Raw genomic sequence first — 22,046 nt, 5'->3', positions numbered from 1 at the left:
CGCCAGGGGCCGGATGAACCGCCGGCCCGCGGTGTGTGCACGCCTCCGTGGCGACTACCTGCTTCCCCCACCCAGCTTGTGGGGTCAGTCCTCGATCAGGTCGATCTCCCAGTTGGTGCGCTGGATCAGGGTGTCCACCTCGCGGATCTCCTTCGCCAGGGCGTCCGCCTGGGCATGGAGCTCGGCGACCGGCAGGGCGGAGAGGATCCTGAGTTCGGACCGCAACTGCCGTACGGCTCCCCGCTGGTCGCGCCCGGAGGCGGCGTCGGCGGCCGCGGTGATCACCGAGTGGCGCAGCCGCAGGACGTCCCGGCGGGCGAGGGCGTCGGTCAGCGTGCCGCCGCCCTCGATGAGCGAGGTGGAGTTGGTCCGGTTGATCTGACGGATCAGCCGCTCCAGCTCGTCCAGCGCCTCCCCGGCCTGGGCCAGGACCTCCGCCGCGCTCTCGGCCGGTTCCTCGCCCTCCTGGTAGCGCGCACTGCCGACGACGCGCGCCCGCAACTGCTCCACCTGCCGCACCGCAGCCGCGCGCTGCGCGAGCGCTTCAGCCAGTTTCACCGCGTCATCACCTCTACGTCCTGCTGATCGTCCGGCAAGTATGCACATCGGTGCCTGACGGCTCGGCAAGAGGGGTGGAGCCGGCCGGACCGACCCGGCGGGCGCCGGGCGGGTTCACGCCCCTCGACAGCGTTCGGCCGCTGCCCGCACGTCCGCCAGCGCCCTCGCGCGGTCGACCGGCGGCGGCGAGAAGCGTCCGGGCGCCGCCAGTACGTGCTCCTCCCAGCGGTCCTGCCAGAACTCCACCGTCCAACCGGGCCATCGCCGCGGCATCTCGTACGCCTCCGCCGCCGCCCCGAGCACCCACCAGCCCACCCACCGGCGCAGCGGATCGACGTGGATGCCGGCATCGGCCGACGCCCGGCAGACCCCGTGCTCGGGGCCGCCCGCCAGTCGGTCGAGCAGCGCAGCCCCCTCCCGGACCGGATGGTCGTTGACGTTCGCCAACACGTAGCAGTGCTCCGTCCCGACCGTCACCACCGCAACCATCGGCTCGGGGTCAGCCAGTTCCTCGTCGCCCGGTTCGAGCAGCGGCCCCACCGCAATCCCGCACCCACGGGCACGGACGTGTTCGGGGTCCAGCCCCAGGTACGTCCGCAGCTCGGCCGGGCCGTCGTACATCCACCGGACGTCCCACCCCGCCCACGCCTCCTGCAACAGTTCCAGCGTGGCTGCCCGGTGGCGCATCTCGGCGCTCGGCCCTTCCCAGGCGAACAGCATCAACACCTTCCGCCCGAGGTCGATCAGTGCCGCACCCTGGCAGTGCACATCGTCCAGCCACCAGTCGACCGCTCTCAGGTGCCGGACCATCGAGAGAACCTCCGCCGGCCCGGCCAGGAGGTCGAGGTCGATTCCTACCGCCCCGAACCGCGACAGGTACAGCTCGAACTCACCGCTCTCGCGGACAACGACGAAGTTCGCACGATCACCCATCCGCCCAGAATGACCACCCCCGGCACGGGCCGCCACCACATTTGACGCCGACGCCTGGCTGGCGGAAATCGTGCTCGGATGGGGTACGCGGCTGGAGGCCGTCATCCCGGCGGATGAGTACCGGGATGGGCCGCCAGCGGGCCCGCTCAGCCGTGCGGTCAGGCAGGTCGCGCCGCCGCGACCGCGTCGGTGTACAGCTCAGTGGTCAAGTCGTCGTCCTTGATGCCGAGTTCGTCCAGCACCGCACGCACCAGGGCGAGGGCCGGCGCGAGGTCGGCCTCCGTGGCGGCCGTCGTCTCGACCTCGATGAACGTGGCGTCGTCCAACTCGGGAACGCGAACGAACGTGGCGAGCAGGCGCCTTCCGTCGCGCTGGAAGCCGTAGTTGCGGCACCGCTTCTCGAACGCGATGCGAGGGGTGAAGCCCAGGCCCCGCATGATCTCGTGCGCGGCATCGGCGTCCTCGACCTTCGTCTCGGACTCCGGCTTCGACCCGGACGCCTCGTCCACCCGGGCCCCCTTGTACGTGAGCACCGTGCGCGTGTCGTCCGGGCTGTGCACGGTACGGATCCGCAACTCGCGATCGGTGCCCATCAGGCTGCCGTCCGGCGCGTCGTAGTACGTGTCGCGGTAGACCTCGGCGCGGCCGGCACCGTGCCGGGCCTCCAGTTGCTCGCGCACGCCTTCCGGGTCGCGCACGACCGCCTTGAGCTCCGCTTCGATCGCCATCCTCGCCCCTCCGTCAGATCACGCGCTCGGCGCCGTCCACCATCACATCGAACTGCCTGCGCCAGCCCCGGTACAGGGGGCCGTGCGGGGTGGCCAGAACCTTATAGGTCGCCGACTCGTGTCCTTCCCAGTCCGCGTCGAAAGCTCCGACGAAGAGAGTCCGATCCAGCCTGATGATCCGCCACACCGGCACCGCGCTGTACCGGTAGACCTCAACCCGCCCGTACCCGGCCAGCTCTCGCAGTCGGGCCTCTGCAAGCCGGATGCCGCCCGCGAGCGATTCGGTGGATTCGCCGATCTCGGCGGCGCGCCGCTCAGCTGCCGGCGAGTCCGGGTCGAGGAGCAACACCCGCAGTCGCGGGGCGGGATCCCCATTCCAGTCCAGGTATTGGCGCAGCAGGGAGTCCCGCAGAGCCAGGAGCCCGAGACCGCGCACAGCGAGGACGTCCAGTTCAGTGGCCGACCGGGCGGCCCGTTGGATCTCGGCAGTCGCAGAGGCCTGGTCACTGTAGACGCGCGCGATCTCGGGGAAAGTCACCAGGTCGAAGGCTGATCCTGGCGAGCGTCGACCGTTCGGGCTCGGCGCCAGGCCAAGGAGGCGCCTCGCACCGTCGGGGAGATTGAGCCCGTCCGCGATGCGTTCGAAGACATCGAGCTTCGTAACGAGCCGACGGCCATTGATGATCTCGTTCACACGACCTTGGGTCATACCCACTTGCACGGCCAACCGGGCCTGACTGGCCCCACTATGGCGCTGAACGTACCGGAAGATGGCTGCCATATCGCGGCGGCTCAGCGCACGGCACACTTCCTCGCTCTGCCAGGCGAGGTCGGCCAGCTTGATCGGTTCGAGTGCGGTACCCACGAGACGCGCCCCTCATCGGTGAATCCATCCCACGGCGAGATTACCCACTGGATATTGGTATTGACGGTCAGTAACGGGAGTCTGGATCCGTGACCACGGGCCGAGTCCGCTCGGCCGCCTGGTCGACGATGACCCCGATGATCGGCACGACCAGCAGCACCACGACAACCATCGCGAACAGGTAGGGGGTACCCATGGGATGGGGAACCGGCAAGGACGGAAGCTCCGGTGGCGGCAGCGGGGACAACGACGGCGGGCAGGGCAAGCACGCGGGCGACAAGGACTTCAGCACGGCCCCGCAGAATCAGGATCACCAGTCGCGAAAGGCCGGCGGCAAGCACGGCAAGGGCGGCGACGAGAACAAGTGACAACTCACCACCAGGCCCTGGAGCAGGCCGGCGTGCGCGGCCTGCTCCTTGCCGTCTCCCGGCACCTCGGCCGCGATCTGACCCCCGACTGGCGCAAGGCCGCCGAAGCAACACCGCGCCACCGTTTCCTCCCCGACCGCATCTGGCTGAGCGGCGACGACGATGTTCTCGCGCCCTGCGATCGCGGGCACGAGCCCGATCGCTGGTTCGCCGCCGCGTACGCGGACGAACCCGTGGTGACGCAGATCAACGACGGGCAGGAGCCGGAGGATCTGGCCGACGCCTCACCGTCCTCCTCGGCCTCCGCTCCGTCGATCGTCTTCCAGATGCTCGAACTCCTCTGCCTCGCACCGGGGATGCGAGTCCTGGAGATCGGCGCGGGCACCGGGTTCAACGCCGCACTCCTCTCCCACCGGCTGGGCGACACCAACGTGACCACGATCGAGATCGACCCCACCGTGGCCGAACTCGCCCGTTCCAACCTCAAGGCCAACGGCTACGCTCCCGCCGTCGTCTGTGGGGACGGAAGCCTCGGCTGGAGCGGCGAAACACCGTTCGACCGTGTGGTGGCCACCTGTTCGGTGAGACGGGTTCCGTACGCCTGGATCGAACAGACCAGGCCCGGCGGCGTCATCCTCACCCCCTGGTGCGACGACTGGAGCCACGGCGGCCTGCTCCGCCTCACCGTGGGCAACGACGGAACTGCCACCGGCCGTTACACCCCCGACAGCGCCTTCATGCTGATGCGCACCCAGCGCCGCGACCTCCGCCTCTTCCGGGACGTCGTCATGGACGAGCACGTACCGGACGAGTCCACGACCACGCTCGACCCCTGGGCCGTCGCCGACTCGGAGTTCGAGACCCAGTTCGCCCTCGGGCACCGCCTCGGCGACCTCTGGTACGCCTGGCACCACGACCCCGATCTCGATGACGTCGAGACCCGCCTCTGGGTGGCCACGACCGACGGCGGCTCCTGGGCCGCCGTCGACTGGGACGGCACCGAGAACACCGAGCGGTACACGGTGTGGCAGCACGGCCCGCGCCGCCTGTGGGACGAAGTCGAGGCCGCCCACCGCTGGTGGCTGGACAACGACCGCCCCGGGCCGAGCCGCCTCGGCCTCACCATCGGCCCCGGAGGCCATCAGGCCTGGCTGGACGACCCGACGAATACGTGGCCCCTGCCGTAGCGGAGTGGATTGCCCGTCTCATTCAGCACGGCCCCGGACCGCCAGTCCGGGGCTGCCTGCCTGGAACCGATCGGATGTTCCAGGTGGTCAACAAGCCGACAACTGGGCATGTAGAGAGTGGAATTGGCGTTACCGTGGATCGGCTGTCGAGCTGAGCCGGAGGGACGTGGTGGATCGCCGGGGATTCGTGTCCGCCTCCAGCGCGTACGCGCTTGCGGCGTTGGGCCTGTCCGACCTTGATGCCGTCCTGCGGCGGGTACAGGGAAAGACTGGCAGCACAGTGAAGGTCGGCCGGGGCGAGGTCGCAGCGATCCGCCAGATGACGAAGTCGCTGGGCGACACGGCCGCCGAACTCGGTGGCGGCCATGCCCGCCATTTGGCCGTCCGCTACCTCCACGACGACGTCGCCCCCTGGCTGGACGGGACTTGGAGTGAAGCCGTCGGCCGGGAGCTGTTCGCGGCGACCTCCCAACTCGTCCACCTGGCCGGGTGGATGGCCCAGGACGAGGGGAACCAGGACGCTGCCCAGCAGTACTACGCGCATTCCTTCCGGCTCGCTTCCGAGGCCGGCGACGCCGAGTTGGCCGCCACCGCCCTGCGCGGTCTGGCCGTCCAGGCCATCGACCTGGGGTTCAGGCCCACCGCCGTACGGATAGCGGAAGAGTGCGTCGACCAGGCCAAACACCTCGATGACTCCCGATCCCTGGCCTACTACCAGGCCACCCTCGCCAACGCCGCAGCCCTCGACGGCGACCGGCGCACCGCGACCAGCTCGCTCGCCGCGTCCCAGAGCGCGATCGAACGGGCCACCGGCACGCCCGGCGAGTCGTGGGCCTCGCACTACAGCATCGGCCGGTGGGCTCACGAGTCCGGCATGATCCTCGCCCGACTCGGCGACCACACCAGCGCGCAGGAACACCTCCACCACGCGCTCGACATCCACGGCCTCGACCGCCGCCGCACCCGTGCGATCGTCCTCGCCGACCTCGGCACCGTCCGTCTCCGGCAGGACGACGTCGACGGTGCCCTCGCGTCCTGGAACGACTTCCTCGACTGCGCGGACGGCATCCGCTCGGTCAAGGTGCAGGACGCCGTCCGCGACCTCCGGGCCCGCCTCTACCGCCTCCGTGACGTGGCCGGTGCCGGGGAACTCGACGAACGAGCCGCGACGTTAGGGTGAATCGTGGCAGACGACCGACCGGGCCCGTCCGACAGCCGGGAGCACTGGCGATGGGTACGGAGCTTCCTGAACGACCACCGCTTCGAGTTGACCAATCGGCTCCTTGCCGAGAGCACTCCCGAGCGGCTGGTCCCGGGGACTCCGCTGCTGGCTCGCCAGCACTGGATTCCGAAGCAGCCGGTGCCGCTGGAGCGCGTCCGGCTGCGGTGGGTGCCGGACGCGCCGGAGGCCGACCTGGACGGCGGTGAGCCGGAGCTCGACCGCATCCGCCCGCGCCGGAGGAGCGGAACGGCCTACCGCCGCTACGCCGACGCGGTGCGGGAGCTTGCCAGGCCCAGGCTGTTCGAGGATCGAAGCTGCTACCGCCTGCTTGATGTCGGGACGTCTGCGGGCGGTCCGACGCTGACCTTCGGCCGCGGCCGGTACTTCGACGTGATCGACATCTGTGAGGCCGTCGCGCACGAGTACGCGGCGGCGGTCCTGGCGGGCGGGGCCGCCACGCCCTTCCGCGCTGCCATCGGCGATCCGACCGACCTCGCGCGCCGGCCGGTCATGGCGGCCATCAGTACGCTGACCATCCGGCACGATCGCAGGACCGGCGAAGCGGAGTTCGTGCTGCACTGGCGTGATCCCGAGAAGGTCGCCAGCGGCGGGGGTCTCTTCCAGGTGATGCCGGTCGGGATGTTCCAGGCTTCGCACGACGCGCCGTGGAACGAGGGGAACGACTTCGACCTCTGGCGGGCGATCCTGCGGGAGCTGAGCGAGGAACTGCTCGGTGACGCCGAGGACTACGGGAGCGACAGGGCGCCGATCGACTACGCCGCCTGGCCGCTCAACCGGTCGCTCACCGCAGCACGTGAGGACGGCCGCCTGCGGGTGTTCTGGCTGGGCCTCGGGATGGATCCGCTGACCTTCGTCACCGACATGCTCACCGTGGCCGTGTTCGACGCCGAGCTGTTCGACGAGACGTTCCGGCGCATCGTCTCGACCAACGACGAGGGCCACCGCGTCGGGCTGGACGACGCGACGGGGCGCTCGACCGGCATCCCGTTCACAGCCGAGCAGGTGGATCGCCTCACCGGTGCGGAGCCGATGCAGCCCGCCGGCGCGGCGCTCCTGCGGCTCGCCTGGCGGCACCGGAAGGCGCTGTTGCAGCTCTCCTGACCCGAGGAAGGCCCCGGACCGCCCGACCGGTCCGGGGCCGTTCACCTAGTGCGGGTCAGGCGGTCTTGGCGGCCGCGAAGCGGGACGAGACGTCCTGCCAGTTGACGACGTCCCAGAGCTTCTCGACGTAGTCGGGGCGGACGTTGCGGTACTGCAGGTAGTAGGCGTGCTCCCAGGCGTCGAAGGCGAGCAGCGGGGTGGTGCCCTGGCCGACGTTGCCGTGGTGGTCGTAGACCTGCTCGACGATCAGGCGCTTGGCCAGCGGCTCCCAGGAGAGGATGCCCCAGCCGGAGCCCTGCACGCCGGTGGTGGCGGTGGTGAGCTGCTTGCGGAAGGCCTCGAAGCTGCCGAAGTGCTCGGTGATGGCGTCGGCCAGCTCGCCCTCGGGGCGGTCGCCGCCCTCCGGGGAGAGGTTCTGCCAGAACAGCGAGTGCAGCACGTGGCCGGACAGGTGGAAGGCGAAGGTCTTCTGCAGGCCGACCAGGCCGCCGAACTGCTCCTTGTCGCGCGCCTCGGCCAGCTGGTCCAGGGTGTCGTTCGCACCCTTGACGTAGGCGGCGTGGTGCTTGGAGTGGTGCAGTTCGAGGATCTCGGGGGACATCGCCCGCTCAAGCGCGGAGTAGTCGTACGGCAGGTCGGGAAGCGAGTAGGTGCCCATGCTGGGACACAGCCCCTTTCGATGAACAGTGATGATCGTGCCGGGACAACACTATTGCGTATGAGTTGCAGGAACGAAGCATGGGCTCCTGCTTATTCCTCACGTCTCGTCGGGCACAATGGTCGCGAGTGCATGTAATGAGTGATGAGGGTGAGTGACTGTGACAGGGTCACCGGTGGTGCTGGGGATCGAGTCCTCCTGCGACGAGACCGGCGCGGGTCTGGTCCGGGACGGCGTACTGCTCGGGCAGGCGGTGGCGTCGTCGATGGACGAGCACGCCCGCTTCGGCGGGGTGGTGCCGGAGATCGCCGCCCGGGCGCACGTCCACGCGATGGCGCCGGTGGTCGGCGAGGCGCTGGTGCGGGCCGGGCTGACACTCGATGACGTCGGCGCCGTCGCGGTGACGACCGGTCCGGGGCTGGCCGGGGCGCTCCAGGTCGGGGTGGCCGCGGCCAAGGGCTACGCGTTCTCGCTCGGCGTCCCGCTGTACGGGGTGCACCACCTGGCCGGGCACGTCGCCGCCGCGACGCTGGACGGCGGGCCGCTGCCGAACCCCTGCGTGGTGCTGATCGTCTCGGGCGGGCACACCTCGCTGCTGCTGGTGCGCGACCTCGCCCGCGATCCGATCGTCCACCTCGGCGACACCCTGGACGACGCGGCCGGCGAGTGCTTCGACAAGGTCGCCCGGATCCTCGGCCTCCCCTACCCCGGCGGGCCGGCGATCGACCGGGCCGCCCGGGACGGCGACCCGACGGCCGTCCGCCTGCCGCGGCCGCTGACCGGACCGCGGGACGACCCGTACGCGTTCTCGTTCTCCGGACTCAAGACGGCCGCCGCCCGCTGGGTGGAGGCGCAGCGCTCGGGCGGCTCGGACCCGTACGTCCCGGACGCGGCGGCCGGGTTGCAGGAGGCGATCGCCGACGTGCTGACCCGCAAGGCGGTGCGGGCCTGCACCGATCACGGGATCGGCACCCTGGTGGTGGTCGGCGGGGTCGCGGCCAACTCCCGGGTTCGGTCGCTGGCCGAGGAGCGCTGCGCGGCGGCCGGGATCGCACTGCGGGTGCCGCCGCTGAGGCTCTGCACGGACAACGGGGCGATGGTGGCGGCGATCGGCGACCTGCTGGTCCGCTCCGGCGCCGAGCCGGCTCCGGCGGAGCTGTCGGTGGATCCGTCGGCGCCGCTGGAGTTCGCGGCGTTGACGCCGTTGGCGCGGACTGCCGCCGCCTGAGGGTTTCACCGCTTTTGCTCCGGATCGCACCCCCGTCGCCGGCCTGACGGCGTGTTGATCCGGCAACGGTTCGATCTCGCCCGACGCGAATCCGTTCCCAAGCCTTCCCCCGGCCGCAATCGCTGTGCCATTTTACATGTCACACATCAGGAACCCGTGTGCCCCCAACCGCACGGCAACCCTCAACGGCCCCGGAGGCCCCCACAGATGCGTCCCTTCCGGATAACCACGGCCCAGGCGCGGAAACTGCCCGCGCTCGGCGCCGCGTTCTTCCTCGCTCTCGGCCTGTTCGCCCCGCAGGCACACGCCGCGACGGCCGACTCCACCACCACCCTCAAGGCCCAGGCCCAGGCCGGCAAGGCGGCGGCGCCGCGCTCCGTCCCGGTGCCCAAGTCCCCCGACACTCCGAAGGACGCCCGCCCGCTGGCCGCGGACCAGCAGGCCAAGGCGACCGCCCCGGCGGCGGGCAGCGCCACCGGTGCGCACGCCGCCAAGGCCGCCAAGCAGCTCTCCGCCGCCCCCGCCGCCGCCTGCAACGTGTCCGCCTTCACCGGCAACACCGGTGCCGCGCTCGTCCAGCAGGTCAAGGCCGCCGACCTCGGCTGCATCAACACCCTGTACAACCTGACCGGCAACGACGCCAAGGGCGCGTTCAACGAGGCGCAGATGGCCACCGTCGCCAACGCCCTGCGCGACGTGTCCGCCGCCTACCCCGGCGACGACTCCACCTCGGCCGGCCAGCTGGTGGTCTACCTCCGCGCCGGCTACTACGTGCAGTGGAACCACTCGGACGTGGTCGGCCCGTACGGCACCACCCTCCAGACCGCCATCCGCGGCGCCCTTGACGGCTTCTTCGCCGCCCCGCACAGCAAGGACGTCACCGAGGCGAACGGCGCGACCCTCGCCGAGGCCGTCACCCTGATCGACAGCGCCCAGGAGAACGCCCGCTACACCGGCGTCGTCAAGGGCCTGCTCAACGACTACACCGGCTCCTGGACCGGCTCGATGGCCGACGCCGTCGGCAACACCAAGACCGTCATCGAGCGCGGCTTCGACCTCCCGGCCTTCACCGCCGCCCTCCAGGCCGACCCCTCCTTCGCCACCGCCATGGCGTCCTTCGTCACCCGCAACAGCTCCCAGCTGAACGGCTCCGACCTGGTCACCTCGATCGGCATCCAGATCGGCAACCTGGTCGCCAACGACGCCACCAAGGCCCAGGGCCGGCCGATCGTCAAGGACCTGATCAACCGCTACCCGCTGGTCGGCGCCACCGGTCCGCTCACCATGAACCTGGTCTGGTTCGCGGAGAAGAAGGACACCGGCAACTGCAGCTACTACGGCACCTGCGACCTGCCCGCCCGGCTCGTCCCGCTCGTGCTCACCGTCGACCACACCTGCAACGCCAACCTGCGCATCCGCGCCCAGGACATGACCGCGCAGCAGCTCGCCGACACCTGCACCAGCCTGATCAACGAGGACCAGTTCTTCCACCAGGTGGTCAAGGACAAGGGCCCGGTCGCCAACGACAACAACACCAGTCTTGAGGTCGTCGTCTTCGACGACTACTACGAGTACAGCCTCTACGCCTGGGAGATGTACGGCATCGCCGTCGACAACGGCGGCATGTACGAGGAGGGCGACCCGGCCAAGGCCGGCAACCAGGCCCGCTTCATCGCGCACGAGGCCTCCTGGCTGCGCCCCGCCTTCCAGATCTGGAACCTCAACCACGAGTACACCCACTACCTCGACGGCCGCTACGACTTCTACGGCGACTTCGCCGCCGGCATGACCACCCCGACCGTCTGGTGGGTCGAGGGCCTCGCCGAGTACGTCTCGTACAGCTACCGGGGCGTCCACTACGACGACGCCGTCGCGCAGGCCGCCAAGGGCACCTACGCGCTGAGCACCCTCTTCGACAACACCTACGACAACTCCGACTCCACCAAGGTCTACAACTGGGGCTACCTGGCGGTGCGCTACATGCTCCAGTCGCACCCGCAGGACGTCGACGCACTCCTCGCCAAGTACCGCGTCGGCGACTGGAACGGCGCCCGCGCCCTCCTCAAGACCACCATCGGCACCTCGTATGACGCCGACTTCGCCACCTGGCTCAAGGCCTGCGGCGCCGACAACTGCGGCAGCCTGCCCACCAGCCAGGCCCCGCTCTGCACCGCCGGCGACACCCGGCAGTACGACAAGAACTGCCGCCGCGACGGCGTCGCCGCCACCACCGGCAACTACAGCTACAGCTTCCTCAACCTGCCCGCCGGCGTGAAGCAGCTGACCATCACCACCAGCGGCGGCACCGGCAACGCCGACCTCTACTACAACGGGGGTGCGTGGGCCACCACCGGGTCGAACCTGGCCAAGTCCACCAACGCCGGCAACGGCGAGACCCTCACCATCACCAACCCGCCGTCCGGCTGGGTGTACTTCAGCCTCTACGCCCAGCAGGGCTTCGGCGGCGTGACCGTCACCACCACGTACAACTGACCTGCGCATACCGAACGTTGAGGAGGGCCCCGCGTGCGGCGGGGCCCTCCTCGCGCGTTCGGACGCCGCGTACTCAGCCCTCCGCCGACCAGGTCACCACGGGCGGGCGGACGGCGGCGCACAACGGGTGGCCCTTGGCGTCCGTCAGGCGCAGCCGGGCCACCAGGACGCCGCGCTCCACCGCCGCCTCGGCGACCTCCCGGTCGACCGCCGCCAGCAGCAGCTTGGCCCGGCGGAACAGCGCCCGGCCGTCCCCGTTCCCGGTCACCCAGTTCAGGTAGACGAACCGGGCGCCGGGACCGCCCTGCACGTACCGGCCGGTGAGGTCCACTCCTCCTGGTGTCGGCCTCGCCTCGCACTCCAGCGACCAGTGGGCGCGCGGCGCGTCACCGGGGAACAGGTCGAGCAGCTCGGCCGGGCGACCCCGGCGTTGGACGGCGACGTGCAGGTCCCGGTAGCCCGGGAAGCCCGGCGCGGCGGCACACTCACGCCCCGGCAGGTCGGTGGCCTCAATCCTCAGTTCCATACCGATATGGTCCCCCACCGCGCGCCTCGGGAAGTTATAACGATCGGCCATCTAATGCGACGCACACTCGACCAGAGGAACAGGGAATCCTTTGTCAAAAGACCGTCAGGGACCTAGCTTTCGCTTGAGGTCCGGAGTTAGATGAAAGCCAGTTCGACTTCCAGGCCGGAATGTCGGATTTCCGCCAAGCCGCGGGCGCTTGTTCCGTTGTGCCCGCAATCTCGGAAAGGGAGAATACCCATGAAGATGATCAAGGCGATCGTGAAGAAGTTCAAGCGTGACGAGGACCTCGCCAACCACGCGTGGGTCCTGCACGTCATCTGATGCACCGTCGGCGGCGGGGGCCCCGGGCATGCCGTGGCCCCCCCCGGCGCGGCGGAGTGCCCCACCCGCTCCCTGTCCGGAGTTCTCCACCGGCTGCGGAGAACTCATTTCATCGCCATTTCATTGGAGGCGGGATTCTCGTGGAGGAAATGGCGCCGACAGCCGGGCGCAGCCATTCCATCGTTTACGCCCCGAAGATCCAGGACCTGCTGACCAGGGAAGAAAAGGTATTCCGGATCGACGCCCGCACGGTCGGCGTCTCCGACTGCGAGCTGATGGCCGAAATCGTCGCGGCGCGCCCCGTGCGGTCGGCGGAGCGCTCGGTCTACAAGCCCGCCGCGGGAGCGGACATCCACCACGACAGCGCGACCCGGACGATCCGCGCGCTGGGCCAGGACGTCATGGCGGGCATCAGGACCCCGCCGCCCCCGGCACGCGGGCTGTCCGGCGCCTGGCCCTACGCGGCCACCTCCTACCTGCGCCGATGGCTCTTCGCGTCCGACCCCCTGCCGGTCTCCCTCCTGTCGAAACGCGGCGTCACCCGCTCCGACAGGCTCTCCCGGATCGTCGACCGCGCCGTCACCGTCTGGCCGGGATCCGCTGCCGAGGGCAGGAGCACCACGCTGGCCGGGCAGATCCGCGACGCTTCCGGCGCCCGGGAGCGGAGGCAGGCCATCGCGCTGTACCGGCGATCGACGGCCACCCTCTGCGACGGGGTCGCCGCGCTGGCCGGCAACGCCCTGTGGCTCATGGGGCCGGACCGGGAGCGGGAGGGCGCCCGCGCCGACCTCACCGAGGTCCTGTGGGAGACCCTGCGGCTGCTCCCACCCGCGTGGATGCTGTTCCGCAACGACGGCCACGCCTACACCGGACTGCACCCCGAGATCCGCCCCGAGGACCGCGTCGCGCTCTTCCCGCTCCTGATGCACCGCGACCCGGAGCACTGGTCCGACCCGCTGGAGTTCCGGCCCGAACGGTGGGCCGGGGTGGCGGACCCGGAGAAGACGCCCGGGTTCATGCCGTTCGGCTTCGACGGAGCCCGCTGCTGGGCCAAGCACCTGGTCGTACCCCTGGCCGAACGCCTGCTGAACGTCGCCTTCGACCACCGGCTCGCCATTCGCGGCCCGCGGCAGGAGACGCACGTCCCCCTGCGTTCCCTGCTCTCCGTGCGGTTCGACGCCGCGGCCAGGGCCTGACCCACGAGCCCCGAACACCCTGACACCACGGGACACACCATGGAATCGCCCACGCTGGCCGACTGGGTCGGCGATGTCCGGAGCTTCACCGGCCACCAGTGGCAGCGCAAGCCCGCGGTCTTCACGCCGGAGGAACTCGCCTCGCCGTTCGACCTGGACGCGTTGGACGCCGCCTTCGACACGGGGCTGCTGCGCACCCCCTACCTGGAGATGGTCCGCTCCACCAAGGTGACCGTCCCGCCCGAGGCCTACACCACGTCACGCGTGGTCAACGGCACCACGTACCACGGCTTCGCCGACCGTGCGAAGGTCCTCGCGCTCCTGGGCGCCGGGGCGACGCTGCTGCTGCGCTGCGTCGACCAGTGGCACCGCCCGACGGGCGAGCTGGTGGCGCGGCTGTCCGAAGAACTCGACCGGCGCGTCGAGGCGTTCTTCTTCGTCACGCCCGCCGGCGGCCAGGGTCTCGCGGTGCACCGTGACGACGCCGACGTGTTCGTCCTCCAGGCGGCCGGACGCAAGACCTGGTACGTCCACGACGCGCCGACCGTGGCGCACTGGTCGCCGGGAGAACTCCCCGACGACGAGCACTCCCCGCGGCTCCTGCACGGCGTCCTCGAACCCGGCAGCGTGCTCTACGTCCCGCGCGGCTTCGCGCACCGCGCGGTCGGCGCCGCCGGCCTCTCCGCCCACCTCTCCCTCACGATCCGCGACATCTCCGTGCCGGACCTGCGGGCCGCCCTGGAGCAGCGGTTGACGGACGGGCTGGACCTCCCGGCGCGCCCGCTGGGCGAGGCCGCGATCGACGACTCCTGCGCCGCGCTGCTCGACCACGTCCGGGCGAGGCTCGACATGATCGAACCGGAGGACGTGCGGCTCACCGCCCGGGCCGCGCAGGCACAGGCGGCCCGGGCGGCGGCGGAGAACGCGGAGCGCGCGGAGACGTTCGCCGAGGCGGCCCGGGCCTGGGAAGGCGGCGGGACCGCCGCCGGGCGGGCCGGGCTGGCGTCCGTCAGCCGCACCTGGCGCCGGCTGCGGGACGCGGCACGCACCACCCACTGACGCGCTGCCCCACCGGCGCACCGGCGCACCGGCGCAGGGCCGGCAACGAGACCCCGCGCGTCCGGCGGGCGCCGCCCGTCCTCCGTACCGCCGTGACGACGGCGGTACGGAGGACGGTCAGCACCGGCCCTCGACGGCCGAGGACGTCAGGGCGTGTCTGACAATTCGCGGCGGATCAGCGCGCGGCGTTGGGCGCCCGGCTGGGCGTGCCGGCGAAGCGTCCTCGTACTGGGTCGTACTTGGGCGTTTCGGCGGTGCGTCCAGGCGGGATGCCCGGCGTCGCGCGCCCGGCGGGAATTGTCAGACACGCCCTAAACCCGCTGCGCCGGGACCGTCCGGTCCCGCTGGAGGTCCAGCAGCTCACGGAACAGCCCGTCCGGGCGCGCCGCCAGCTCCGCCCAGGTGCCGGTCTGCACGATCCGGCCCCGGTCCATCACGATCACCCGGTCCGCCACCGCCGCGTTGGCGATGTTGTGCGTCACCAGCAGCGTGATCCGCCCCGGGGCGAGGGCGCGCAGCGCGTGCAGGATGCGGTGCTCGGCGCGCGGGTCCAGGTCCGAGGTCGGCTCGTCCAGGATCAGCAGCCCCGGGCTGCGCACCGTCCGGTACAGCGCCCGGGCCACCGCCGCCCGCTGCCAGCCGCCGCCCGACAACTCGGCGCCGCCCCACCAGCCCTGGGCCAGCAGCGTGCGCCAGCCCGACCGCAGCCGGGCCACGATCTCGTCGAAGCCCGTCCGCGCGGCCGCCCGCTCCACGTCCGCCATCACCTGCTCGGTGAGGTGCCCCAGGTGGACGTTCTCGGCCGCCCCCAGCGGCCAGCGCGCGAACTCCTGCGGCACCCGGGCCACCCGCGACCACATGCCGTCCGCGTCCAGTTCCTCCACCGGCACGCCGTCCCAGCAGATCCGGCCGGACTGCGGCAGGTAGAGGCCCGACAGCAGCTTCAGCAGCGTCGACTTGCCGCTGCCGTTCTGCCCGATCACCGCCACCACCTCCCCGGCCCGCAGCGTCATGCTGACCCCGCGCAGCGCCGGCTCCTGCTGCTCGCCGGGGTAGGCGTGCCCGAGGTCCACGACCTCCACCAGTCGCGGCGCGTCCGGCACGATCCCGCCGCGCCGGATCCGGTGACCGCCGGCCTCGTCCAGGAAGGTGAAGTAGTCGTCCAGGTACAGGCCCATCCGGTAGAGCCGGGCGCCGTTGCCGACCAGGCCCTGCAGCCCGGACGAGGCCGTCCGCAGCGCGAACGTCGCCGTACCCGCCGCCGCCAGGTCGATCCGGCCGCTCGCCACCAGGTACAGCAGCGTGCCCCAGACCAGCGCGCTGCCCGCCCCCGTGCCCAGCGAGGCCAGCAGGGAGACCTTCGCCGCCTCCCTGGTCGCCCGGTCCGTCGCCTCGACGATCTTCTCCCCGGCGCGGCGGTACTTGGCCATCAGGAACGGCGTGACCTGGTCCGAACGGACCTGGTCCGCACGGGTCTTGTCGATCAGGAACCAGCGGTAGACGCGCAGCGCGCCACGGTCCTCGTTGGTGACCACGGCCGCCAGGTAGTGGATCCGGGCCGTCCGGACGGCCGCCACCCCGGTCGGCACCGAACCCAGCAGCAGCAGCGGCACCAGCCACGGATGGAGCGTCGCCAGGACACCCGCCGCAGCGGCCAGCGAGACCGTCGAGGCGATCACGTCCTGGGCGTTGGAGAGCAGGTCCGGCGTGGTCGAGGCACCCCGATCGGCCGCCTCCCACTGCTCGTTGTACGCGGGCTCGTCGTACGCCCGCAGCTCGGCCGCGCACCCGGCGGCGATCAGCGCCAGCTCCGCCTCCCGGGTGACCCTCGGCGACACCCGGCCGGACAGCCCCACCACCGCGACCCCCAGCACCGCGCGCAGCGCGGCCGAGACGGTCAGCAGGAGCAGCGACGGCGCGGCGGTCCGCAGGTGCTCCCCCACCGGGCCCGCCACCAGCAGCGCGCCCAGGGTGCCGGTCGTCGCGTACAGCGCCAACGCCCCGAACACGCCCGCCAGCGCCTGGCACACCAGCAGCAGCACGGTGGACGTCCGGTCCGCCGCCCACGCCAGCGCCACCGCGCGGCGCACCAGGTGCGGGAGGCGGCGCAGCATCGCGTTCGCCGACATCGACGCGCCGGCCTCGGCGCGGCGGTCGCCGGGGAAGCGCAGGCGCAGCTCCTCGTCGTGCTGGTCGTGGTCCTCGTCGTGCTGGTCGTGGTCCTGGTCGTGCTGGTCGGGCTGGTCGTGGTCGGAGGGGGTGCGGTCGGGCGGGGTGTGGGGCCTCTCGGGCTTCACGATCTGTTCGGACACAGTGCTCCCTGCTCCCTGGTACGGCGGCCGGTGGCCGCAGCGGATCCGCGCGCGGGCAGCCCTCACCGCCGAGTGGGCGTGTGGGGTCGGCAGCGGTGCCGGAAGGCACGCTGCGAAGGGCCTGCTGCGGTGCGGACCCCGATCCTGGCAGCGGTCCGCCGGGCCGTCCGGCGTGTCCCGGCCGGTCTCACTCGATCCGGGCGATTCCGTGTCGGCGGCGGCGAGTTGGTGGCAATCGATCACCGGGAGGGTCCGCGATGTTCGATTCGGGGGCCGACTGCGGCACGCTCCGGGCACGCGGTCCGACGATCACAGGAACATCCCGGCCGAGCCCGCGCTGCCCGACCTCGCCGACCTCGCCGACCGTCTCAGGGGGTCGGCGGGTGGAGCGCGAGGAGGGAGGGGGTGGTGGGGGCGGCGAGGCGGAGCAGCCCGTGGCCGGTGCCGGCGAGGCCGACCATCAGGGAGGGGCTGTGGACGCCGTGCGGGAGGCCGCAGGTCCAGCCGCGGGTGTCGAGGTCGTCGAGGGTGGCGTGGGCCTGCCGCAGGGCGGCGGTGCGCCAGCGGTCGCCGGCGAGCAGGAGGGGTTCGAGGTTGCCGAAGTCGCCGTGGCAGAGCGAGAAGTTGTGGCCGAAGCCCTCGCGGAGGACGGTGGTCAGGGCGGTGTCGCGTTCGGCGAGGAGCAACTCGCGGGCTTCGGGGAGGAGTTCGGCGAGTTCGGTGCGGGCGAGCGCGATGCCCGAGGCGCCGTGGCACCAGAGGGCCGGGTAGTGGGGCGCGTCAGGGCCGTCGTCCTCGCGGACGTCGCGCCAGTTGGCGGCGGCCGGGTCGAACAGGGTGCGTTCGTACTCGACGGCGGCGAGGGCGAGTTGGGGCAGCCGGGGGTCACCGAGATGCCGGCCGGCACGGGCGAGCGCCCAGGCGATGCCGGAGCCGCCGTGCGCGAAACCGGCCAGCGGGCGCTTGACGGTGCCGGCGAGGGAGGCGGGCAGCCAGCCGGCGCCGCCTTCGGGGTGCGGGGCGGCGGCCCGGACGAGGCGTTCGGCGCAGGCGGCGAGGGCGTCGGTGACGGCGGGGCCGGGGCGGACGGCCGCCCAGGCGAGCAGTCCGCCGATGGTGCCCGCGTTGCCGGCGAGGAGGTCGTGCTGGGCGTCGGCGGCGGCGGTGGCGGCGCTGCGGCGCACCACCTGGGCGGCCAGGGCGTCGAGTTCGGCGTCGGGGTGGTGGGCGGCGAGGTGGGCGAGGGCGTAGAGGATGCCGCCGACTCCGGCGAGGCCGCCGCCGAGGCGGTCGGCGCGCCGGCGAATTTGGTGACGTAACGTCAGTTCGGCTGCCCGGGCGGTGCTTCGGTGCTCGCGATCACCGGTGACGGTGGCGAGCTGATGGAGGAAGAGGGCGACGCCGGCCGTCCCGCTGTAGAGGTCGGGGCCGAGTTCGGCGGGTGCCCAGCGGCCGGGCGGGGCCCAGTTGGGGCCGGCCCAGGCGAGGTCCGCGCTCCCCCGGTAGGCCTCCCGGAGGAGCTGTTCGCCGGCGTCGACGGCCTTGGCGAGGGCGCGGGCGGCCAGGTCCGGGCCTTCGGCCGGCCTCCCGGGTGGCGCGGGAGGGGACGTGACCGGGTGGCGGCGCGGCTCGCGGGCGCCGTCCGCGGTGGTCACCGACAGGCGCAGCAGCTGGAGTTGGCGGGCCAGGTCCGGTTCGCCGAGGGCGTCCGCCTTGGCGAGGGCGAGGTCGAGTGCGGGCCGGTCGGTGACACCGGGGATCAGGACGCCGGTGGAGGAGCGGGCGTCGACGCTGTCGGGGCGGATGGTGAAGACCGGGACGTCCCCGCGCCAGAGGTCGGCGCGCTCGTGGTCGACGTAGGCGAGCGCGTGGTCCTCCCAGGCGGGGAGCGCCCAGAGCCGGTCGAGGTGGCGGTCCTGGTCGAGGCCGTCGCGGAGCAGGTCGGGGTGGCAGGCGGTGGCGAGCAGGCTGCGGTACTCGAAGGTGTCGCGGCGGAGCATCCTGGTCTCGTCGGCGGCGAACGCCCGGATGAGTTCCCGGAGTTCGCCCTTGTGGGCGGCGAGCAGCCGGTAGGCCTCGGTGAAGCCGGCTTCGAGCTCGCCGACGTGGTCGGCCAGGCGCAGCGGCCGCCCGGGCGGGACGGGACGGCTGCCGGGCGCCGCGACGGGCATCCGGTGGTACTCCAGGCGGAGCCGGTCGGTGCCCTGGTCGACCAGGACGGGGGCGGGGCGCGGCGGGAGGCTGCCCGGATCCCAGCCGAGGGCGGAGAGGTCGGTGCCGCCGTTGCCCTCGTCCCACATGCGCTCGGGCAGCAGGCCGGAGCGCAGCACCGAGTGTCGGGCCTGGTGGCGGGCGAGCCGTTCGGACTCGGAGAGGTCCTTGGCGGGTTCGGGCAGGTCGGGGTGGAACAGCGCTTCCAGGTCGATCAGGACCGGCTGGTCGCGGACGGCGATCAGGTTCTGGGCGTGGCAGTCGACCGCGTCGAGGGTGTGGAGCAGCGCGGCGAGGGTGCCGGCGCGGTGGTAGAAGTCGCTCAACTCGGCGTCGTCGCTGGCTGGTTCGGCGGCGACGTGGGCGACCCAGCCGTAGCCGTCGCGGGCCAGGTGGGCGAGGTCGTGCAGCGGCAGCCGGAGCATGGGGTTGAGCCAGCGCAGGAGGTGCTGGAAGTGCGTCTCGGCGCCGAGCGGGCGCGGCTTGTAGACGATGCGGGTGCCGTGTTCGAAGCGCAGGGCGCTGACGCTGGCGCCGCCCCGGTGCGGGTCGCCGAGGCCGGTGGCGAGTTCGGTGAGGCGGCCGAGCGGGCGGCCGTCGGCGAAGGTGCGGGCGAGGGCGGGGAGGTCGGCGGCGAGGCGGCGGTACAGGGTGAGGCAGGTGGCGGTCCACTGTTCGGCGGCGGTGGCCAGCCGGTACGCCAGCACCGGGTATTCGGCGAGGAGTCGGACGGCGCGGCCGGGTTCGGTGAGCCGGTCGAGGAAGTTCCGGTAGCGCTGTTCGGGGGTGTCTCCGGTCAACTCGCCGGAGAGGCGGGCGACGTGGAGTTCGGTGATGACGGTGCGGACGGCCGCGGTGTGCGCGGTCGCGGTGAGTGCGGGCAGGACGAGGTCGGCGAGCTGGTCGGGGGTGCCGAGGGTGGCGGGACCGGGGGAAGCCGCGCCCGGGGTGGCGGGGCCGAGTTCGGCGAGGCCGGTGCGCAGGCGGTCGCGGGCGTCGGCGAGCAGCGGGGCGACGAGCCGGGCGAAGGCGTGCTCCTCGGGGAGGTCGAGGGTGTGCCCGGCCTCGAAGGCGGCGGCGAGGCGTTCGGCCCAGTCGGGGGTGCCGAGGCGGTCCGCGAGGTCGGCCGGGTGTTCGGCGAGCAGGGCGCGCAGCCCGTCCGGGTCGAGGCGGTCGGCGGCGAGGCGGCGCTCGAACCAGTCGTCCCGGTCGAAGGGCGGCTGGGCGCGCCAGCGGTCGAGGATCCGCCCGGCACGGTCGGCCCGTTCAGTCCGTTCGGCGCGCTGGGCGTCCGGGTCGGGCAGCGGACCGCGGGCGGCGAGCGGGACGGCTCGGGCGGCGGCCCGACGGATTTCGGACGCGTCAACCACGGGCGGTCTCTCCATGCTCGGTTCGTGCACGACGGTTTCGGTGCTGTGCGCTCGACGGTCGCGGTACCGGGCGTACGCGCCCCGGCGATGCGGCCGGGGCGCGCGCTCACCGGCCGTATCGTGCGTCCGCGACGCGGGCTCCGGCGGTGCGACCGGGGTCCGCGCCGCGGACGGCGGACTCAGAAGCTGCAGACGTGGGCGCAGCTGCTCCAACCGCCACAGGTGCTGGCCTGCACCGCGGCGGTCACGTAGACCTCGTCCGACAGGTCGCCGGCCGGGTGGACCTGGTGGCCCTGGCCGAGGGTGAGCCGGAAGTCCTCGTCCTTGAGCGCGCGGACCTGCTCTGCCGTGGGCTGCATGGTGCCTCCTTCAGACATTCGGGTCTGGCACGGTCGTGCCGGGTCGGGATCCTGGCACCGCCCCACCCGCCGCACCAGGGGTGTGCCGCGCACCGGGCACAATTTCGGCCAGGGTCGAAATAGGGACGAGGCCTCCCCGCCCGTCCTGCTTCCGCAGGCCGCGCCCGCTCCCCCGGCCAGCCGTCGAACCTCCCGTCGCCCTACACCTGTCCGGAATCCGGGCAGTGACGGGGGCCTGAACCAGGCCCCACGTTTGAACGGCCGGGCCCCGGGCAGTCCGCACCGCCCGTCGCTCCTGTGGCCGGGCCGGGCACCGAAGGTCACGATGGAATCCGGCAACCCCCGCCCCCGGCCCGATCGGAGCGCGATGAGCGAGCAGCACAACGTCGTCCTGCTGACCTTCCCGGACGCCGCCACGTGGCGGACGGCCTTCGACGAGGCTCAGCACCTGCCGGGCCTGCGGCAGCTGGCGGCGCTGGAGCGCAGCGCCGACGGCCTGTTGGAGATCCAGGACACCTTCACCCGGGGCGCGGGCGTGACCACCGTCAGCTCCGGCGTCCTCGGCGGCCTGGTGGGCCTGGTCGGCGGGCCGATCGGCGTCCTGCTCGGCTTCGCGGCCGGTGCGGCGCTCGGCAACGCCGCCGAGGAGGGCCGGGCGACGGAGGGCGGCGCCGGGCTGATCATGCTCTCGCCGCGCGTCCCGGACGGCGGCGCGCTGCTCGTCCTGGAGCTCCGGGAGTCCTCCCCCGACCGGGCCGACGACCTGGCCTCCCGGCACGGGGCCACGGTCGAGCGGATCGACGCGCAGGCCTTCGCCGAGCAGGTCCGGACCGCCGAGCACAAGGCGGAGCAGGACCCGGCGGAGCAGGACCCGGCCGCGCGGAACGCGGCGGAACAGGACACGGCGGAGGAGCCCAAGGCGGAGGGTCACCGGCCCGGCGAGGGCGCCTGACCCGCCGCCCGGCCCCTCACTCGGCCCGCAGCGCCTCGATCGTCCGCGCCCGAGCCGCCCGGACGGCGGGCAGCAGCGCCCCGAGCAGCGCGATCAGCACGCCGCCGAACCCGAGCAGCGCCAGCACCGGCGTGCCGAACACGTCGAGGGCCGAGCCGCCGAGGACGGAGCAGGTGGTGGCCACCAGGGCGGCCAGCCCGATCGCGACGGACTGCGTGCGGCTCCGGCGGACACCCGCGCGCACCGCCCTGCCCAGCGCGGTCATGCCGCCACCGCCGAGTCCGAGTCGATCCGGCCGTCCCGCATCCGGACCGTGCGGTGGCGCAGTCCTCGGCGAGGGCCGCCCGCGCGCCCTCGTAGTGGCGGCTCACACCG

At 72.4% G+C, this 22,046-nt stretch carries 20 protein-coding genes; 9 read left to right on the top strand and 11 right to left on the bottom strand.

Annotated features, from left to right (window positions below; all coding sequences use genetic code 11):
• Positions 1-84 precede the first annotated feature (84 nt).
• From AC07BF_RS17310 to AC07BF_RS17290, 5 genes are all read right to left on the bottom strand, one after another.
• The gene (locus AC07BF_RS17310; protein WP_363587072.1) at positions 85-558 is read right to left on the bottom strand and encodes a DIP1984 family protein; all 474 of its coding nucleotides are present in this window, start codon (positions 556-558) and stop codon (positions 85-87) included.
• A 114-nt stretch (positions 559-672) separates the two neighbouring features.
• Positions 673-1,491 carry a hypothetical protein gene (locus tag AC07BF_RS17305; RefSeq protein WP_400989548.1) on the bottom strand — a complete coding sequence of 273 codons (819 nt, stop codon included), beginning with the start codon at positions 1,489-1,491 and terminating at the stop codon, positions 673-675.
• A gap of 158 nt (positions 1,492-1,649) precedes the next feature.
• On the bottom strand, positions 1,650-2,219 hold the full coding sequence (cyaB, locus tag AC07BF_RS17300; protein ID WP_400803289.1) for a class IV adenylate cyclase: 570 nt from the start codon (positions 2,217-2,219) through the stop codon (positions 1,650-1,652).
• Positions 2,220-2,232: 13 nt separating this feature from the next.
• Entirely contained in the window at positions 2,233-3,084 is an 852-nt protein-coding gene (locus tag AC07BF_RS17295; RefSeq protein ID WP_400803291.1) for a helix-turn-helix domain-containing protein, read from the bottom strand.
• Positions 3,085-3,151: 67 nt separating this feature from the next.
• Positions 3,152-3,280 carry a hypothetical protein gene (locus AC07BF_RS17290; RefSeq protein WP_400803293.1) on the bottom strand — a complete coding sequence of 43 codons (129 nt, stop codon included), beginning with the start codon at positions 3,278-3,280 and terminating at the stop codon, positions 3,152-3,154.
• On the opposite strand from AC07BF_RS17290, the gene AC07BF_RS17285 reads away from it, so the two are divergent.
• From AC07BF_RS17285 to AC07BF_RS17270, 4 genes are all read left to right on the top strand, one after another.
• The gene (locus tag AC07BF_RS17285; RefSeq protein WP_400803296.1) at positions 3,279-3,452 is read left to right on the top strand and encodes a hypothetical protein; all 174 of its coding nucleotides are present in this window, start codon (positions 3,279-3,281) and stop codon (positions 3,450-3,452) included. The two genes, AC07BF_RS17290 and AC07BF_RS17285, sit on opposite strands and share 2 nt — an antisense overlap.
• Positions 3,449-4,639: a methyltransferase domain-containing protein gene (locus AC07BF_RS17280; protein ID WP_400803299.1), complete on the top strand. Its 1,191-nt coding sequence runs from the start codon at positions 3,449-3,451 to the stop codon at positions 4,637-4,639. The genes AC07BF_RS17285 and AC07BF_RS17280 overlap by 4 nt, the downstream gene beginning before the upstream one ends.
• 319 nt (positions 4,640-4,958) lie before the next feature.
• Positions 4,959-5,819 carry an NsdA family TPR-like regulatory protein gene (locus AC07BF_RS17275; protein WP_400989550.1) on the top strand — a complete coding sequence of 287 codons (861 nt, stop codon included), beginning with the start codon at positions 4,959-4,961 and terminating at the stop codon, positions 5,817-5,819.
• Between the two features lie 3 nt (positions 5,820-5,822).
• On the top strand, positions 5,823-6,983 hold the full coding sequence (locus AC07BF_RS17270; protein ID WP_400989552.1) for an XRE family transcriptional regulator: 1,161 nt from the start codon (positions 5,823-5,825) through the stop codon (positions 6,981-6,983).
• A gap of 55 nt (positions 6,984-7,038) precedes the next feature.
• On the opposite strand, the gene AC07BF_RS17265 is transcribed toward AC07BF_RS17270, so the two are convergent.
• The gene (locus AC07BF_RS17265; protein ID WP_363587062.1) at positions 7,039-7,641 is read right to left on the bottom strand and encodes a superoxide dismutase; all 603 of its coding nucleotides are present in this window, start codon (positions 7,639-7,641) and stop codon (positions 7,039-7,041) included.
• Between the two features lie 175 nt (positions 7,642-7,816).
• Here AC07BF_RS17265 and tsaD point away from each other — a divergent pair, with 175 nt between their 5' ends.
• The gene (gene tsaD, locus AC07BF_RS17260) at positions 7,817-8,869 is read left to right on the top strand and encodes a tRNA (adenosine(37)-N6)-threonylcarbamoyltransferase complex transferase subunit TsaD (protein ID WP_400989577.1); all 1,053 of its coding nucleotides are present in this window, start codon (positions 7,817-7,819) and stop codon (positions 8,867-8,869) included.
• 207 nt (positions 8,870-9,076) lie between these two features.
• The gene (locus tag AC07BF_RS17255) at positions 9,077-11,362 is read left to right on the top strand and encodes a M9 family metallopeptidase (RefSeq protein WP_400803308.1); all 2,286 of its coding nucleotides are present in this window, start codon (positions 9,077-9,079) and stop codon (positions 11,360-11,362) included.
• A 73-nt stretch (positions 11,363-11,435) separates the two neighbouring features.
• Here the strand turns inward: AC07BF_RS17255 and AC07BF_RS17250 are convergent, their stop codons facing one another.
• On the bottom strand, positions 11,436-11,888 hold the full coding sequence (locus AC07BF_RS17250; RefSeq protein ID WP_363587060.1) for a DUF5990 family protein: 453 nt from the start codon (positions 11,886-11,888) through the stop codon (positions 11,436-11,438).
• 473 nt (positions 11,889-12,361) lie between these two features.
• On the opposite strand from AC07BF_RS17250, the gene AC07BF_RS17245 reads away from it, so the two are divergent.
• Both AC07BF_RS17245 and AC07BF_RS17240 read left to right on the top strand, forming a co-directional pair.
• On the top strand, positions 12,362-13,408 hold the full coding sequence (locus AC07BF_RS17245) for a cytochrome P450 (RefSeq protein ID WP_400989554.1): 1,047 nt from the start codon (positions 12,362-12,364) through the stop codon (positions 13,406-13,408).
• Between the two features lie 39 nt (positions 13,409-13,447).
• Positions 13,448-14,467, top strand: coding sequence for a JmjC domain-containing protein (locus AC07BF_RS17240; protein ID WP_400989556.1), 1,020 nt, complete (start codon positions 13,448-13,450; stop codon positions 14,465-14,467).
• A 311-nt stretch (positions 14,468-14,778) separates the two neighbouring features.
• Here AC07BF_RS17240 and AC07BF_RS17235 read toward each other — a convergent pair whose 3' ends face one another.
• From AC07BF_RS17235 to AC07BF_RS17225, 3 genes are all read right to left on the bottom strand, one after another.
• A complete protein-coding gene (locus tag AC07BF_RS17235; RefSeq protein WP_363587057.1) occupies positions 14,779-16,779 on the bottom strand; it encodes an ABC transporter ATP-binding protein in 2,001 nt (666 codons plus the stop codon).
• Between the two features lie 368 nt (positions 16,780-17,147).
• On the bottom strand, positions 17,148-20,360 hold the full coding sequence (locus tag AC07BF_RS17230; protein ID WP_478333557.1) for a type 2 lanthipeptide synthetase LanM family protein: 3,213 nt from the start codon (positions 20,358-20,360) through the stop codon (positions 17,148-17,150).
• Positions 20,361-20,539: 179 nt separating this feature from the next.
• Positions 20,540-20,719 (bottom strand): hypothetical protein, encoded by a 180-nt coding sequence (locus AC07BF_RS17225; RefSeq protein WP_063346527.1) that lies wholly within the window; start codon positions 20,717-20,719, stop codon positions 20,540-20,542.
• Between the two features lie 367 nt (positions 20,720-21,086).
• Here AC07BF_RS17225 and AC07BF_RS17220 point away from each other — a divergent pair, with 367 nt between their 5' ends.
• On the top strand, positions 21,087-21,671 hold the full coding sequence (locus tag AC07BF_RS17220; RefSeq protein ID WP_363587055.1) for a hypothetical protein: 585 nt from the start codon (positions 21,087-21,089) through the stop codon (positions 21,669-21,671).
• Between the two features lie 16 nt (positions 21,672-21,687).
• Here AC07BF_RS17220 and AC07BF_RS17215 read toward each other — a convergent pair whose 3' ends face one another.
• Complete coding sequence (locus AC07BF_RS17215; RefSeq protein WP_363587054.1) at positions 21,688-21,936, bottom strand: ABC transporter permease family protein; 249 nt, start codon at positions 21,934-21,936, stop codon at positions 21,688-21,690.
• Positions 21,937-22,046: the final 110 nt, after the last annotated feature.

It is taken from the genome of Kitasatospora sp. NPDC043950 (assembly GCF_056435345.1).
This window is presented reverse-complemented; position numbering and strand designations above follow the sequence as displayed.

Coding starts and splice junctions, on each gene's coding strand:
- AC07BF_RS17245 (WP_400989554.1), top strand. CDS start 12,362: ATGGCGCCGACAGCCGGGCGCAGCCATTCCATCGTTTACGCCCCGAAG.
- AC07BF_RS17305 (WP_400989548.1), bottom strand. CDS start 1,491: ATGGGTGATCGTGCGAACTTCGTCGTTGTCCGCGAGAGCGGTGAGTTC.
- AC07BF_RS17275 (WP_400989550.1), top strand. CDS start 4,959: ATGACGAAGTCGCTGGGCGACACGGCCGCCGAACTCGGTGGCGGCCAT.
- AC07BF_RS17265 (WP_363587062.1), bottom strand. CDS start 7,641: ATGGGCACCTACTCGCTTCCCGACCTGCCGTACGACTACTCCGCGCTT.
- AC07BF_RS17215 (WP_363587054.1), bottom strand. CDS start 21,936: ATGACCGCGCTGGGCAGGGCGGTGCGCGCGGGTGTCCGCCGGAGCCGC.
- AC07BF_RS17220 (WP_363587055.1), top strand. CDS start 21,087: ATGAGCGAGCAGCACAACGTCGTCCTGCTGACCTTCCCGGACGCCGCC.
- cyaB (WP_400803289.1), bottom strand. CDS start 2,219: ATGGCGATCGAAGCGGAGCTCAAGGCGGTCGTGCGCGACCCGGAAGGC.
- AC07BF_RS17255 (WP_400803308.1), top strand. CDS start 9,077: ATGCGTCCCTTCCGGATAACCACGGCCCAGGCGCGGAAACTGCCCGCG.
- AC07BF_RS17240 (WP_400989556.1), top strand. CDS start 13,448: ATGGAATCGCCCACGCTGGCCGACTGGGTCGGCGATGTCCGGAGCTTC.
- AC07BF_RS17250 (WP_363587060.1), bottom strand. CDS start 11,888: ATGGAACTGAGGATTGAGGCCACCGACCTGCCGGGGCGTGAGTGTGCC.
- AC07BF_RS17290 (WP_400803293.1), bottom strand. CDS start 3,280: ATGGGTACCCCCTACCTGTTCGCGATGGTTGTCGTGGTGCTGCTGGTC.
- AC07BF_RS17225 (WP_063346527.1), bottom strand. CDS start 20,719: ATGCAGCCCACGGCAGAGCAGGTCCGCGCGCTCAAGGACGAGGACTTC.
- AC07BF_RS17285 (WP_400803296.1), top strand. CDS start 3,279: ATGGGATGGGGAACCGGCAAGGACGGAAGCTCCGGTGGCGGCAGCGGG.